This is a genomic window from Streptomyces poonensis (assembly GCF_014650915.1).
Taxonomy (GTDB): domain Bacteria; phylum Actinomycetota; class Actinomycetes; order Streptomycetales; family Streptomycetaceae; genus Streptomyces; species Streptomyces poonensis.
The window spans coordinates 54612-69086 of record NZ_BMVW01000008.1 but is presented as its reverse complement, the minus strand read 5'-3'; the positions used below and the strand labels follow the sequence as shown (position 1 = coordinate 69086).

12 protein-coding genes are annotated in these 14475 nt (G+C 72.2%); 5 read left to right on the top strand and 7 right to left on the bottom strand.

Annotation, left to right across the window (positions count from 1 at the left end):
* Positions 1-61: 61 nt before the first annotated feature.
* Genes IE242_RS20630 through IE242_RS20620 form a run of 3 tightly spaced genes read left to right on the top strand, consistent with a single transcriptional unit; the run spans position 62 to position 3101 of the window.
* A complete protein-coding gene (locus IE242_RS20630; RefSeq protein WP_229859185.1) occupies positions 62-1255 on the top strand; it encodes a glycosyltransferase in 1194 nt (397 codons plus the stop codon).
* Positions 1252-1989, top strand: coding sequence for a YveK family protein (locus IE242_RS20625; protein ID WP_308436770.1), 738 nt, complete (start codon positions 1252-1254; stop codon positions 1987-1989). The genes IE242_RS20630 and IE242_RS20625 overlap by 4 nt, the downstream gene beginning before the upstream one ends.
* Positions 1986-3101 carry a GNAT family N-acetyltransferase gene (locus tag IE242_RS20620; RefSeq protein ID WP_189861416.1) on the top strand — a complete coding sequence of 372 codons (1116 nt, stop codon included), beginning with the start codon at positions 1986-1988 and terminating at the stop codon, positions 3099-3101. Before IE242_RS20625 ends, IE242_RS20620 begins: the two co-directional genes overlap by 4 nt.
* A gap of 37 nt (positions 3102-3138) precedes the next feature.
* Here IE242_RS20620 and IE242_RS20615 read toward each other — a convergent pair whose 3' ends face one another.
* The 4 genes from IE242_RS20615 to IE242_RS20600 form a co-directional block, all read right to left on the bottom strand.
* Positions 3139-4602, bottom strand: coding sequence for a glycoside hydrolase family 26 protein (locus IE242_RS20615; protein ID WP_189861414.1), 1464 nt, complete (start codon positions 4600-4602; stop codon positions 3139-3141).
* 249 nt (positions 4603-4851) lie between these two features.
* Entirely contained in the window at positions 4852-5796 is a 945-nt protein-coding gene (locus IE242_RS38770; protein WP_189861412.1) for a chaplin, read from the bottom strand.
* A gap of 113 nt (positions 5797-5909) precedes the next feature.
* On the bottom strand, positions 5910-6167 hold the full coding sequence (locus IE242_RS20605) for a chaplin (RefSeq protein WP_189861411.1): 258 nt from the start codon (positions 6165-6167) through the stop codon (positions 5910-5912).
* 318 nt (positions 6168-6485) lie between these two features.
* The gene (locus IE242_RS20600; RefSeq protein WP_189861797.1) at positions 6486-6863 is read right to left on the bottom strand and encodes a rodlin; all 378 of its coding nucleotides are present in this window, start codon (positions 6861-6863) and stop codon (positions 6486-6488) included.
* Positions 6864-7108: 245 nt separating this feature from the next.
* On the opposite strand from IE242_RS20600, the gene IE242_RS20595 reads away from it, so the two are divergent.
* Positions 7109-7486: a rodlin gene (locus IE242_RS20595; RefSeq protein ID WP_189861409.1), complete on the top strand. Its 378-nt coding sequence runs from the start codon at positions 7109-7111 to the stop codon at positions 7484-7486.
* A 90-nt stretch (positions 7487-7576) separates the two neighbouring features.
* Here IE242_RS20595 and IE242_RS20590 read toward each other — a convergent pair whose 3' ends face one another.
* The 3 genes from IE242_RS20590 to IE242_RS20580 form a co-directional block, all read right to left on the bottom strand.
* A complete protein-coding gene (locus IE242_RS20590; protein WP_189861407.1) occupies positions 7577-9631 on the bottom strand; it encodes an AMP-dependent synthetase/ligase in 2055 nt (684 codons plus the stop codon).
* Positions 9632-9771: 140 nt separating this feature from the next.
* Positions 9772-10635: an ABC transporter permease gene (locus IE242_RS20585; RefSeq protein ID WP_189861405.1), complete on the bottom strand. Its 864-nt coding sequence runs from the start codon at positions 10633-10635 to the stop codon at positions 9772-9774.
* Positions 10632-13370: a CocE/NonD family hydrolase gene (locus tag IE242_RS20580; protein ID WP_189861403.1), complete on the bottom strand. Its 2739-nt coding sequence runs from the start codon at positions 13368-13370 to the stop codon at positions 10632-10634. Before IE242_RS20580 ends, IE242_RS20585 begins: the two co-directional genes overlap by 4 nt.
* Positions 13371-13636: 266 nt before the next feature.
* Between IE242_RS20580 and IE242_RS20575 the strand changes: the two genes are divergently transcribed.
* A complete protein-coding gene (locus IE242_RS20575) occupies positions 13637-14464 on the top strand; it encodes an alpha/beta fold hydrolase (RefSeq protein WP_189861401.1) in 828 nt (275 codons plus the stop codon).
* Positions 14465-14475: the final 11 nt, after the last annotated feature.

Genomic DNA, 14475 nt, shown 5'->3' with positions numbered 1-14475 from the left:
ACCCCCGACACCTCCGACTTCCCCGACTCCCCTAACTCCCCCAATGCCCTTGACGCCCCCAGTGCCCCCGACGATCCCCACGATCCCGACCACCCCGACCATCCCGGCGAAAGTCCTGCACATCATCACCGGCCTCGGCGTCGGCGGCGCGGAGCAGCAGTTGCGGCTGCTGCTGCAGCATCTGCCCGTCGAGTGCGACGTGGTGACGCTCACCGAGCCCGGCCCGGTCGCCGAGGGACTGGCCGACGACGGTGTGCGCGTCGTCCACCTCGGCATGGGTCACAACCGCGACCTCGCGGTCCTGCCCCGGCTGGTGCGGCTGATCCGCACGGGCGGCTACGACCTCGTCCACACCCATCTGTACCGGGCCTGCGTGTACGGCCGGATCGCCGCGCGCCTGGCCGGGGTCCGCGCGGTCGTCGCCACCGAGCACTCCCTCGGCGACTCGCAGCTGGAGGGCCGCAGACTGTCCCCCGGCGTCCGCGCGCTCTACCTCGCCAGTGAGCGGCTGGGCAGCGCCACGGTCGCCGTCTCCCCCACGGTGGCCGCACGCCTGCGCCACTGGGGCGTGCCCGCGCCGCGTATCGAGGTCGTCCCGAACGGCATCGACCTCGCCCGCTACCGCTTCGATCCGGCACTGCGCGCCCGCACCCGCACCCGGCTCGGGCTGCCCGAGGGGGCGTACGTCGTCGGGGGCGTCGGCCGGCTCACGGCGGGCAAGCGTTTCGACGTCGTCGTCCGCGCGCTGGCACAGCTGCCGGACGACTTCTGGCTGCTGCTGGTCGGCGGCGGCGCGGAGGAGAACGTGCTGCGCCGCACGGCCCAGCGGGCCGGGGTCGCCGACCGGGTGCTGTTCACCGGGGAGCGACCCGCCTCGGGCTGCCCGGGCGCCGATCTGCCGTCCCTGCTGCACGCCATGGACGTCCTCACCTCGCCGAGCGCCGAGGAGGCCTTCGGGCTGGCCGTCGTGGAGGCCCTGGCGGCGGGGCTGCCCGTGCTGTACGTGTCCTGTCCCGCGATCGAGGACCTGCCGCCCGGCACGGCGGCCGACGTCCGGCGGGTGCAGGGCACCGCGGACTCCTTCGTCCGCGCCCTGCCGGCGGTCCGCGCCGAGGGGAACCGCTCCCGCGCCGTGTCCGCCGCGGCCCACCACTACTGCATCACCCGCAGCGCCGCCCAGCTCATGGAGGTGTACACGGCCGCCGTGACGAGTACGCCGCCCATCGGCCCCCACCTGGGAGTTCCCTCCGCATGACCGACATGGCCCCCACGAACGCCTCCCATGCCCCGCACCCCACCACCACCGGACCCACCGGACCCACCGGAACTACTGGACCCATCGGAACTATTGGACCCACTGGACCAACTGGATTCATCCGCCTCAGAAGCCGGTCACGCCGCTCGGCGCTCGCGGCCGGGCTCCTGCTCGGCGGTCTGGCCGGCGGCGTGTACGGCATGGTCACGCCACCCACGTACACGGCCACGAGCTATGTGGTCGCCGTACCCGACGGGGAGTCGGACCCGCAGTCCGCGCTGGGCTTCGCGCAGGCGTACGGGCGGGTGGCGACCCAGCCGGCGATCCTCGCGGACGCCCGGACACGGGCCGGAGTACCGGTGCGGATCCTGCGGGCGAACGTGCGCACGGCGACCTCGCCGGACGCCCCGATGGTCGCCGTCTCGGCCACCTCCACGCGCCCCGGCCTAGCCGCCGACATGGCCAACGCCGTCTCCCGCGCCCTGACCCGGCACGCCGCGGACGCCGGACAGGCCACGCACGTCAGGCTGACGCGGTTCGCGCGGGCCACCGCACCGACCGAGGCGTCGTCGGCCCCGCCCGCCGTGACGGGCCTCGTCGGTGCCAGCGCGGGCGGGCTGCTCGGCGGACTGCTCCTGCTGGTGCGCCCGCGCGGCACCGCGCACGACGACGCCCCGGCACCGGCTCGGGTACCGGTCCCGGCCCCCGCCGTCGACGTGCACGCGCAACCGTGACCGGCACGCCGCTGCCCGTCCGGGCGCGGGAACGCGGCACACCGCGGGCCGAACTCTGCACGTCGGACGAGGAGTTCGCCCGCCTCACCGCGCCCTGGGACCGCCTGTACCGACGATGCGGCGCGGCCACGCCGTTCCAGAGCCACGCCTGGCTGCACTCGTGGTGGCTGTCGTACGGCCGGCGCGGCGGCCTGCGGCTGGTGCTGGTCCGCGGAGAGGGAGACGAACTTCTCGCGGTCGCTCCGCTGATGCTCGTACGGGGTCCGCTGCCCGCGCTCGTACCGCTGGGCGGCACGGTCTCCGACTACGCGGACGTGCTGATCGACGACGGGCACACGGAACGCGCGACCACGGCACTCACCGAGGGTCTGGCGGCCGCCGCCCGTACCGCGCTGATCGACTTCCGCGAGGTGCGGCCGGGCGCAGCGGTGGAACGGGTGTACGAGCGGTGGCGGGGACCGCGCCGGAGGGTGGCCGACTCGGTGTGTCTGGAGCTGCCCGCGCGGCCGTTGGAGAAGCTGCTCGAACGGCTGCCGCGGGCGCGGGCCCAGCGGGTACGGGCCAAGATCCGCAAGCTGGCGGACCTGGGTGTCGAGCACCGTTCCGTACGGCGGCCGGAGGAGGTCGAGACGGCCCTGCGGACCATGCTGGACCTGCACCGCCTCCAGTGGCAGGGCCGCGGGGTGACCGGCGAGCACCTCCGCCCGCGCTTCCTCGCGCACCTGGTCCGCTCGGTGGTCCCGATGGTGTGCTCCGGTGAGGCCCTGGTCACCGAGTTCCGGCTGGACGGGGAGGTGGTGGCGGTCGATGTCACCCTGTTGTCTCGACGGGTGGCGGGCGGCTATCTGTACGGCGCCCATCCGCGGCTGCGGGAGCGCAAGGCGGACGTGGCCACCATGCTGCTGCACGCCTCCGCCGGACAGCTGGGCGGCGGCGGGCACGAGGTGCTGAGCCTGCTGCGCGGGGCCGAGCCGTACAAGTACCGCTGGCGTCCGGACACCGTGGTCAACCAGCGGATCCTGCTCGCCCGGCGGCGCACGGCACCACTGCTGTCGGCGGTCGTGTGCGGCACGGCCCTGCTCGGCCTGGGCAAGAGGCTGCTGCGGCGGTGACACCGGCCGCGGCCGAACGGCCCCCGTTCGGCCCGCGTCACTGAGCGGGCGGCAACCAGTCGAAGCGCAGGCAGAGCTTCTCGCCGAGCCAGTACTCCATCCAGTCGCCCATCTCCAGTGGCGAGCACTGCGCCTGGCGCACCGGCGTGGTGGGGACGGACGTCGCGGGGACAGGAGTCGCCGCAGGAGTTGTCGGGACTGGAGTCGTCGGGGCAGGAGTCATCGGGGCAGGAGTCGTCGGGGATGACGAGGAAGGGGACGGCTCCGGCGGGGTGCCGGTGCGGCCGGCGAGCGTGGACCAGTAGATCTCGGACGCCTTCGGGTTCGCCGAGCACTGCCACACTCCGTGCGGGCAGTAGTCGGTGAGGGTGTTGTACAGCGGCTTGTGCTCGTCCATCCAGGCGAGCATGCCCTTCATGTACTCCGTGTTGTCCCCGTTGCGGAACAGTCCCCACTCCGGGTACGAGACCGGCTTGCCGTGGGCCTTCGCGAAGTCCACGTGCGCCTGGAGCCCGTACGGCTCCTCGACCTGTTCCCCGAAGGGCAGCCCGTGCGGCTGGTCGTAGGCGTCCATGCCGATGATGTCGACCGTGTCGTCCCCCGGGTAGCACTCGGTCCACGGAACGGCGTCCCGGCCGCGGCTCGGAGCCCAGTCGAACTTGAACTCCTGGCCCGGCACCGACCGCATGGCGGTGACGATCCGGTTCCAGTACTTCTTCCAGTTCTCCGGGTCCGGTCCGCAGCGGTGGGTGTACGTGGTGCCGTTCATCTCCCAGCCGAGCACGAGTACGGTGTCGGGCGCCCCGAGGCCGACCAGCCGCCCGGCGAGCTCGCGGAAGTGGTGGTCGAACTCGCCGGCGGCGCCGCGCCGCAGCAGTTCGCGGACCTCGTGGTCGGAAAGGCCCTCCTCGTTGCGCTCCAGCATCGGCACGTTGAGGACGAACATCCGGTCGTCGCGCTCCTGCCGCCACTCGGTCCACGGGTCGAGGAAGCCCGGCGGGCCCTCGATGTTGCTCCACCGGTCGCCGGGCAGATAGGTGTGCGCGACGCTCGGTTCGGCACCGGCCAGCCACGCGCCGAGCTCGGAGATCCGGGACACCCCCTGGGGGCCGTAGTCGAGGTAGGCACCGAACGCCGGGAACCGGGAGGCGGGGTACGACGGCGCGGACGGCATGACAGACACGGGGGGCGGGGACGGGGACGGGGGCACGGGCGGGGAGGGGGCCGGCGGCGGGGTCGGCGCCACGGGCCGGGCGGGGGCTGCCGACACCATGGGTGCGGTCGGAGCGGACGGCGCTGTGGGCGGGGACGGGGCCATGGGCGCGGTCGGTGCCGGGGCCGGTGCCGCGAGGCCCGGTGACGGAGCCGCAGGGCCGTCCACCTGCGATGCCGCGGACCCCACGGCGTATCCGGGTCCCGTGGCGAGGGCGAGCGACGCGACGACGCAGGCCGCGATGTACGCCTGTCGTGCCTTTTGGGGCCGCTGCTGCTGTGGGGCCATGAGTGCTCCTCTTCGACGTCCCGTACCGACACCCAGTCATATGAAGCGCTCACCCACCAACCGGAACTCCGGCCTTCGGGTGGTCCGATCGCCCGCGTGGGTGATCACGGATGGGCGGCGGCCTGCCCGGCGGCATCCACCGACGTCCGGCAACGGAGAAGCGGGCCGCTGCTGACGCAGCGACCCGCTGGTGGTGGTCGTGTGAGTTCACCGGGTGCCGGACGCGGGGGTCGTCCGGCACCCGGAAGGTCACCGGCCGGAGACGGCCCGGCTCCGTCGGTACAGAAGGGCTCCGCCCGCGATCAGCGCGGCACTGACGGCCGAGGCCGCGAACAGCCCCTCACCGCCGGTCTCCGCCAGGGTCGGCGGCAGATCGGACGCGGTTCCTGGCAGGGTTTCCGGCGTGGCGCCCGGAGGCGGCGCCGGCGAGGACGCCGGCGGGTCGTGGGGCGGCTCGCCCGGCGGCGGGGTGCGGGAGTCTTCGTCCGACGGGTCGCGGGGCGGGTCATGGGGCGGGTCATGGGGCGGGGCGTCAGCGTCCCCGCCAGGCGTCCGGTCATCATCGCCGGGCGTCTCGTCGTGACCGTAACCACCCGGCGCATCCCCGTGATCCCTCGGATCCCTCGGCTTCCCCGGATCCCTCGGATCCCTCGGATCCCTCGGATCCCTCGGCGGGGCGTCCCCGTCCTTCCTCGGCGACTCGTCATGTCCGGGACCGGGCGGCTGAGCAGCCTCACTGTTCGGAGATTTCCCGTCGTGTCCGTCCGACGGGGTCCCGTGCTCCTTCGGCGGCGCCTCGTGGTCCTTCGAGTCCCTTTCGTGGTCCTTCGAGTCCCTCTCGTGATCCTTCGAGGTTGTGCCGTGCTTCTTCGGAGGCTTCTCGTCCTGCTCCCCCGGCGGTGCTTCACGCCCCTTCGTGCGGCCCGGCCCGTGGTGCGCCGCATGGTCCGCCACCCCATTGACGCACTTACTGCCGAACGCCGGGTTCAGCAGCGCGATGACATCGACGGTGTTGCCGCACGCGTTCACCGGGAGGTCCACCGGCAGCTGCGCGGTGTTGCCGGTGAGAACGCCGGGTGAGCCCTCGGCAATCCCGTTGGCGCCCGAGTCCGCGGCAGCCGGGCTGCCGTACAGGGACAGGATGCTCGTCGCGGCCGCCGCCGCGACCACTCCCTTGTTGAGGGTCTGTCGCACTCTTGTGGTCTTCCTGGTCGAAGAAGTGGGAGGAAGCGGGAAAGGCCGGCCTCGGGACCCGTGCTGAGGGTCCAAGGCCGGCCATGACACAGCCGGTCGGCTGCTGCGCTACATCAGTCGTTGACGCACTTGTTGCCGAACGCGGGATTGAGCAGCCCGATGATGTCGATGGTGTTGCCGCACAGGTTGACGGGAACATGCACGGGAACCTCGACGACGTTGCCGGAGACGACACCGGGGGATTCGGTGGCGACACCCTGGGTGCCCGCGTCCGCGACGGCCGGGGCGGCCACGCCCATGGCCATGATCGCACCGGCGGCGACAGTAACGCTCTTCCTGAGCATCTCGTCTTTTCCCTTCTTAGCGGTCATGCCTCGATGACGGCCGAACCGAGCGAGCCCAGCTGGATAACTCGCACCATGACCTGCAGCCTGTAAACGAGGAATAGACAAATCAAGAAACTACGGAACGTGTGACGCGGGGCGATTCACTCGAATGCCGCGTACCACACTCGATCGACGCGTCGCCCCGAGGTGAGCGCGGTTTCCCTCGCTCACCTCGGGAGCACCGAGCCGGTGCGCGACAGCGCCACTGTTTCGAGGTGCCGGCCGCACGACCGGGCACCACTACGGAAGAGCCCGGGCGGGCCGCACGACAACGACGGACCGCCCGGACCGCTCCGGCGCCTCTCAGTCGTTCTCGTGGCTCGACGACAGGATGTCCAGGTCCGCCAGGACCTCCGACAGTGCAGCGTCGCGGTGCGCCGACGTGGTGTTCTCGGTGCACTGCATGTCGTCGTCGGTGGAGATGATCGGGATGTCCTGGATGAGGACGCCGATGTCCTGCAGACCCACGCACGGCTTGTTCAGCGTTCCCTGGATCAGCGACAGCTGAGGACTCATCTCGCCCTTGGTCACCGAGTTGCCGAACGACGTCGCGGCGCCGTTGCCGCTGGCCGATGCCGGGCCGGAGTCGTCGCTGATGGCAAGCGCCTGGGGGGCCGCCGCCACCGACATACCGATGACAGAAGCGGCGGCCGCTGCGGCGACCATTGCCTTCTTGAGCACTTCGCGTTCCTTTCCTCGTAGCGACGCATGTCCTACGGCCTCATCAACCCGGCGCTTCATGATTGGTTGCGGGGGTTCACCCAATCGGCCCGCACCACACCGGGAACGCGTGGGAATGGCCGTTCCCGACCGACGGGGAAGAATTGCTCCATCGGCCAACCGGGTGAACGGAAGAAACTAGGTTGCCCCCGTTCAGTTGATCAGAGCGATCCGGTGACGGGGTTTCTTTCAGAAAGGACTGGTCGATGATCAAGAAGGTTATGGCCACGGCGGCCCTGGCCGCCTCCGTCGTAGGGGCCTCTGCCGCCGCGGCTCCGCAGGCGATGGCGGTCGACTACGACATGGGACCGGCCAGCGGGAGCGGCAACGCCGCGATGCAGGCTTTCGGCAACTCCAGCACGTACGGCAACATGAGTCCACAGATCGCGCTTATTCAGGGCTCGTTCAACAAGCCGTGCATCGCGGTCACGGACGTGGGTGTGCTCCAGGATCTCCCGCTCCTCGCCAGCGACGACGACATGTCGTGCACCGAGAACTCCACGTCGGCGCACCGCGACGGCGCGCTGTCGAATGCCTTGAGCGACCTGGGCATCCTCGCCTACGAGGCCGAGAACAACCACTGATCCAGGCATACCGGCACATGACGGAGCGGGCCGCCCGGTCACCCGGCGGCCCGCTCCGCCGTGCCCGGCACGTCAGGACCGGCCCGGTGCTCAGCCCCCGTACAGTGCCTCGATCTCGGCCGCGTACGCCTCCGCCACCGCCTGTCGCTTGACCTTCAGGGACGGTGTGAGAAGCCCGTTCTCCTCCGTGAACTCGCCCTCCACCAGGCGGAACGCACGGATGGACTCGGCGCGGGAGACCACCTCGTTGGCGAAGTCCACGGCCTTCTGGACGTCGGCCCGCAGGCGGTCGTCGTTCACCAGCTCCGCGAGCGGCGTACCGGCGGGCAGGCCGCGTACGTGCAGCCAGTGGGCGACGTCCTCCGGGTCGAGGGTGATCAGGGCGGCGACGTAGGGGCGGTTGTCGCCGACGACGACGCACTGGCCCACGGGCGGGCGGCTTCGCAGCCGGTCCTCCAGGACGGCCGGCGAAACGTTCTTGCCGCCCGAGGTGACGAGGATGTCCTTCTTGCGGCCGGTGATGGTGAGGTAGCCGTCCTCGTCGAGGGAGCCCAGGTCTCCGGTGGCGAACCAGCCGTCGGTGAGGGCGGCGTCCGTGGCCCGCGGGTCGTTCCAGTAGGCGCCGAAGACGATGCCTCCCTTGACCAGCACCTCACCGTCGTCGGCGATACGGACCGCGGTGCCCGGCACAGGCCGGCCGACGGTGCCCGGGCGGGGACCCAGGGGCGGGACGACGGTGGCGGCCGCGGTGGTCTCCGTGAGGCCGTACCCCTCGTAGATCATGATTCCGGCCGCGTAGAAGAAGAGGTTGAGGTCGCGGTCGAGCGGGGAGCCGCCGCTGATCGCGTAGCGGGTGCGGCCGCCGAGCTCCTTGCGGACCCGGCGGTAGACCAGCAGGTCGTACAGGGCCCACGCGGCGTACAGCCGGGCGCCCGGGCCCTTGCCCCGGCCCAGGAACCGCTCCAGATGGGCGTGCCCGAAGCGGACCGCGATCCGGTGCGCGCGGTCGAAGGAGGCACCGCGGCCGAGGCGCTCGGCGGTGGCGCGGCCGGTGGCGTGGATCTTCTCGAAGAGGTACGGAACGCCGACGAGGAAGGTGGGCCGGAACTCCTTGAGCGCGGGCCGCAGTTCGGCCGGTTTGATGCTCGGCCAGTGGCCCAGCTCGATGCGGGCCATCAGGCAGGCTATCTGGATCGTCCGGCCGAGGATGTGCGCGAGCGGCAGGAAGAGCAGGGTCGAGGCGGCCTGGCCGGTGACCTCCTGGAACACGGGGTGGAGGAGCTCTACCGTGTTGGCGGCCTCCGCGTGCAGGTTGGCGTGGGTGAGCACACAGCCCTTCGGCCGGCCGGTGGTGCCGGAGGTGTAGCAGACGGTCGCGACGGAGTCGGGGGTGAGGGCACCGCGGCGCTTGGCGACCTCCTCGTCCGGGACGTCCCGGCCCAGGGCGGCGAGCGCGGACAGCGCGTCGCCGTCGGCTCCCTTGCCGCCGCTCCCACCGTCCTCACCGTCCCCGCCGCCCTCACCGTTCCCGCCGTCTTCGCCGTCCCCGCCGTCTTCGCCGTCCCCGCCGTCTTCGCCGTCCCCGCCGTCTTCGCCGTCCCCGCCGTCCAGCTGCCAGACGCGCGGCGGTTCGGCGTGCCCGGCCGTCCCGGTGCGGACGGCCGCCGCGTTCTGCGGGGTCTCCGCGAACACGAAGCGGGCCCCCGAGTCCCGGACGATCCATTCGATCTGCCCGGGTGAGGACGTCGGGTACACGGGGACGGTCTCGCCGCCCGCCGCCCAGACGGCGAAGTCGAGCAGGGCCCACTCGTAACGGGTGCGGGACATCACCGCGACGCGGCCGCCCGGTTCCAGGCCGGCCGCGATCAGGCCCTTGGCGGTGTCGGTGACCTCGCGGGCGAAGGCGGCCGCCGTGACGGGCTGCCAGGCGCCGCCCCGGTGGCGGCGCAGGACCACGGCGGCGGGGGCTTCGGCCGCGTTGGTGAAGGGCAGGTCGGCGATGCTGCCGGCCGCCGGTGCCGGGGCGAGGGCCGGGGTGCGGGCCTCGCGGACGGTGCCGTGCGGGTCCCTGACGACCTCGACGTCGACGCGGTCCGCCAGGTCACCACGCTGTCTCGCCTGCTTCAGATCCTTGCGTACGCCCATGACGGCTCCCGGTCGCGGCTCTGCTGGCGTGCTGCCGTAGGTGCTCGGCTGCGCTTCACTGTGCTTACGCGGGAGTCAACTTACCGGTAAGTAAGAAAAATTCAATGGGGTGGGCGATGCTCCCCCGTCCGTCCATCGCCCTAGGACACGACGTCCTTGCCGGCGAAATGACGGAAGGCCAGGGCGAACAGCACCAGCGCGTACGTCGTGGAGACGGCCGCGCCCTGGATCATCCCGTCCCATTCCAGTTGCGGCTGGACGGCGTCGGTCCAGGCGTACTGCCAGTGCGCGGGAACGAAGTCGCGCCAGTCGCCGAGGGCTGTCACCTCGTCGAGGACGTTTCCGATGATGGTCAGGCCCACCGCGCCGCCGACCGCGCCCAGCGGTGCGTCCGTCTTGGTGGAGAGCCAGAACGCGAGGCCCGCGGTGACCAGCTGGGACACGAAGATGTACGCCACGACGATCACGAGGCGCTGCGCGGCCGTGCCGGTGGGCAGCGTGCCGCCGACGGGGAGTTGCAGCGGGCCCCAGCCGTACGCCGCGGTGCCGACGGCCAGGGCGACGACCGGCAGCAGCACGAGCGCGGCCAGGCTGAGGCCGAGCGCGACGACGAGCTTGGACCACAGCAGGCGGGCGCGGGGCACGGGCGCCGCGAGCAGATAGCGCAGCGACGACCAGTTCGCCTCGGAGGCGACCGTGTCCCCGCAGAACAGCGCGACGGGGATGACGAGGAGGAAGCCCGCGGAGGCGAACAGGTTCACCGCCGCGAAGTTCGCCCCCGACGCCGTGGCCGTGTCCATGAGGTTCATGCGGTTGTTGCCCTGGCCGGGTTCGCCCCCGACCTGGAAGGCGACGAGGAGGACGACCGGCAGCGCGGCCAGGATCCCGAACATGACGAGCGTGCGCCGCCGCTTCAGCTGCCGTACGAGTTCGACGCGCACCGGCAGGGTGCGGCCCGCCCGGTAGCCGGAGGCCACCTCGTGCGACTCGGCGAGCGTGCTCATCCGGAACCTCCGATCAGCGTGAGGAAGGCGTCCTCCAGGCGGCGGTGGGGGCCGAGGGACGCGACGGGGATCTCCAGCCGTACGAGGTCGACGAGGAGCCGGGCGGCGGCGGCCGAGTGCGGCGCCTCGGTGCCGGTGACGGCGCCGTCGGTGACCGCGCCGTCGGCGGCCGCCCGGTGGCCGTCCTCGCCCGGTGCCAGCCGTACCAGCAGGCCGCCCTCCGTCCGTTCCGCCGACGCGACGCCCGGCAGGGCCGCCACCTTCTCCACCACCGGGTCCGCGATGCCGGCGGCCAGGCCGACGAGCAGGGCGTCGCCCGCGCCGGTGATCTCGTGCACGGCTCCGGCCCGGACCAGTCGGCCGCGCTCCATGACCACCAGGTGTGTGCAGGACTGCTCGACCTCGGACAGGAGGTGGCTGGAGACGATGACCGTGCGCCCGCCGGCCGCGTAACGGATCATCACCTCGCGCATCTCACGGATCTGGGGCGGGTCGAGGCCGTTGGTCGGCTCGTCCAGGATGAGGAGGTCGGGCAGGCCGAGCATGGCCTGGGCGATGGCGAGGCGCTGGCGCATGCCCTGGGAGTAGGTGCGGACCGCGCGGGACAGGGCGTCGCCGAGGCCCGCGATCTCCAGCGCCTCGTCCAGGTGGGCGTCCTCGGGCGGTCGGCCCGTGGCCTGCCAGTACAGCTCAAGGTTCGCGCGGCCCGAGAGGTGGGGCAGGAAGCCCGCGCCCTCCACGAAGGCGCCCACCCGGGACAGCACGGGGGCTCCGGGCCGGATCGCGTGGCCGAAGACGTGGATCTCCCCGTCGTCCGGCTTGATGAGGCCCATCAGCATGCGCAGGGTCGTCGTCTTGCCCGCGCCGTTCGGGCCGAGCAGGCCCAGCACCTGACCCCGTTCCACGCGGAAGGAGAGGTCCTTGACCGCGTACCGGTCCGTGGACTTCGCGTACCGCTTGCTCAGCCCGGTGATCTGGAGCGGAACGTCCGCCAGCGCCGGGTCGGGGGCGGGCGCGACGGTGCGGCGGCGGCCCGTCAGCAGCAGTCCGAGGGCCACCAGGGCACCGGCCGGCGGCAGCCACCAGACCCACGAGGGCAGCGGTGCGTCCGCCGTGTCCTCGCCCAGGGGCGACGGCACCCGCAGGTCGCCCTTCAGGGAGACCGTGTACTTGGCCGGGGCGGCCGGGGAGGCGTAGCCGAGGTCGGTGGAGGAGAGGACCAGCCGCAGCCGGTGGCCGTCGTCCACCTCGTGGTCGATCGCCGGGAGGGTGATCGTCACGTCCTTGCCGGCCTTGGCGCCCCGCACCCTGACGGGCTCGACCAGCTGCGCCGGCAGCACCGGCTGGGCACCGTCCGGCCCGACGTCGTAGACCTTCGCGAAGAGCACGGCGTCGTCACCGGTCGACCTCACATGGACCGTCACCGTCGGCGAGCCGGTGATCTGGAGGTCCTCCGCGACCGGCGCCGACTCGAACGCGGCGTACTGGCCCGGGAAGTCGAGGGAGAGGCTGAGGCCCAGCGAGGAGAGCTGGGAGAGGCCGCCGGTGCCGCCGACCCCCGGCAGGCCCGAGATGGAGGGCGGGTTGCCTCCGGCGGGGTTGTCGAAGGTCTGCGTCCGCTCGCGGCCGGTCAGGGCGACCGGGCGCATCCCGTCGCCCAGACCGGGGTACGTGTCCGCGTCCACGCCGGTCAGCGGCACGGTGCCGTCGCTGTCGGCCCGGCCGGCCTCGCGCGAGACACGGAAGGCGGGCCCGGTGCCGGTGCCCTCGTCGTCCTTGAGGTAGCGGTCGAACCATGCCGTCGTCCGGGCCTGAACCCGGTCGGCCTCCATGTCGCCGCCGTCGTGGCCGCCCGCGATCCAGTCGACGTCCACGGGGGCGCCGTTGGCGCGGATCGCCTCGGCCGCGGCGTCCGCCTGGCCCAGCGGGAAGAGGGAGTCGGTCTGTCCCTGCATCAGGAGCGTGGGCACCTCGATGCGGTCGCCGACGGCGGAGGGGCTGCGCTCCTGGAGCAGCTTCACCGCCTCGGCGTCCGGCGTCCCGGACGCGGCGACCCGCTCGTACATCGCGCAGAGCCGTGCCTCGAACGCGTCGCAGCCGCCGCCGCTGTTGATGAAGTAACCGGCCCACAGCTTCTTGAACACGCCGTTCGGGAACAGGGCGTCCGCCAGGTCCCAGTACGTGATCGCCGGCGCGATGGCGTCCACCCGCCGGTCGTGCCCGGCGGCCAGCAGGGCGATCGCCCCGCCGTACGAGGCACCGGCGACGCCCACGCGCGGGTCGCCGCTCTTGTCGAGCTCGACCTCGGGGCGCTCGGCCAGCCAGTCGATGAGCCGGGTGACGTCGGCGACCTCGCCCTCCGGGTCGTTGAGCCCGATCTTCCCGGTCGACTCGCCGAAGCCGCGTGCCGACCACGTCAGGACCGCGTACCCGTCTCTCGCCAGACTCTCCGCCTGCTCCCGTACGTCGGCCTTGCTGCCGCCGAAGCCGTGCGCCAGCAGGACGGCCGGGCGGCGGCCGGAGGCGCCGGAGGTGAAGTAGGACGTGTCCAGGCGTACCCCGTCTCTCACGGCCACGACCCGGTCGGCGCGGTGCACCGGGGGCGGGTCGTCGGAGGCGACGGCCGTCCACGTGCCGGCGCCGGCGAGCACGGCCACCGCGGCCACGGCGGCCGGCAGACGCCAGGGCCCCCGCAGCCGCAGCCGGTCCCGCAGTCCGGACAGTCGAAGATCCATGCGTCAACGGTACGGGCCCCCACCGACAGCCAGTGCGCCCAGGGGCTGAACTGCCGCACCTCCCGCAGAGGTACGGCAAGGCCGGCACGTACCGCAGCCGTGGTACGTGGCGGCGGGCCGGGGGTGTGTCCGGACGCGGTCAGGAATTGCGCTACGGCCCGGTTCGGGGAGGATTTTGTTCTGGGTTGGGAGCGTCTGCGGCACCCGCTGCCGACGTGATCCGCGCTGGCCGCCTCCGGCGCGCCTGCATCCGAGAGAGGTTGGCCATGCCTGTCTGCACGACTCGTGACGGCGTCGAGATCTTCTTCAAGGACTGGGGACAGGGCCGTCCCGTGGTGTTCATCCACGGCTGGCCGCTCAACGGCGACGCCTGGCACGACCAGCTCAAGGCGGTGGCCGACGCGGGATACCGCGGTATCGCCCACGACCGCCGCGGGCACGGCCGTTCCACCCCCGTCTGGGACGGCTACGACTTCGACACCTTCGCCGACGACCTCGAAGACCTTCTCACGCACCTGGAACTGACAGATGTCACGCTGGTCGCCCACTCCATGGGCGGTGGCGAGCTCGCCCGCCACATCGGCCGCCACGGCACCGGACGGATCCGTTCCGCGGTCCTCCTGTCCGCCGTCCCCCCGATCATGGCGAAGAGCGACACGAACCCGGAGGGTGTGCCGGGCGAGGTCCTCGACCAGATCAAGGCCGGCATCCTGCACGAGCGCTCGCAGTTCTGGAAGGACACCGCGGAGGGCTTCTTCTCCGCGAACCGGCCCGGCAACAAGGTCACCCAGGGCAACAAGGACGCCTTCTGGTACATGGCCATGGCGCAGACCATCCAGGGCGGTGTCGCCTGCGTGGACGCGTTCGGGTACACCGACTTCACCGAGGACCTGCGGAAGTTCGACGTGCCGACGCTGGTCGTGCACGGCGACGACGACCAGGTCGTGCCCATCGACGCCACCGGGCGCAAGTCGGCCGGGATCGTCCGGGACGCCGAGCTGAAGGTCTACGAGGGCGGCTCCCACGGCATCGCGATGGTCCCGGGTGACAAGGAGCGGTTCAACCGGGACCTGCTCGACTTCCTCGAGAAGTAGGGGGCCGACCG

Excerpts from the sequence above, each read along its gene's own strand:
- IE242_RS20590 (WP_189861407.1), bottom strand. The coding sequence starts at position 9,631 with ATGGGCGTACGCAAGGATCTGAAGCAGGCGAGACAGCGTGGTGACCTG.
- IE242_RS20615 (WP_189861414.1), bottom strand. The coding sequence starts at position 4,602 with ATGGCCCCACAGCAGCAGCGGCCCCAAAAGGCACGACAGGCGTACATC.
- IE242_RS20625 (WP_308436770.1), top strand. The coding sequence starts at position 1,252 with ATGACCGACATGGCCCCCACGAACGCCTCCCATGCCCCGCACCCCACC.
- IE242_RS20595 (WP_189861409.1), top strand. The coding sequence starts at position 7,109 with ATGATCAAGAAGGTTATGGCCACGGCGGCCCTGGCCGCCTCCGTCGTA.
- IE242_RS20575 (WP_189861401.1), top strand. The coding sequence starts at position 13,637 with ATGCCTGTCTGCACGACTCGTGACGGCGTCGAGATCTTCTTCAAGGAC.
- IE242_RS20605 (WP_189861411.1), bottom strand. The coding sequence starts at position 6,167 with ATGACCGCTAAGAAGGGAAAAGACGAGATGCTCAGGAAGAGCGTTACT.
- IE242_RS20585 (WP_189861405.1), bottom strand. The coding sequence starts at position 10,635 with ATGAGCACGCTCGCCGAGTCGCACGAGGTGGCCTCCGGCTACCGGGCG.
- IE242_RS20580 (WP_189861403.1), bottom strand. The coding sequence starts at position 13,370 with ATGGATCTTCGACTGTCCGGACTGCGGGACCGGCTGCGGCTGCGGGGG.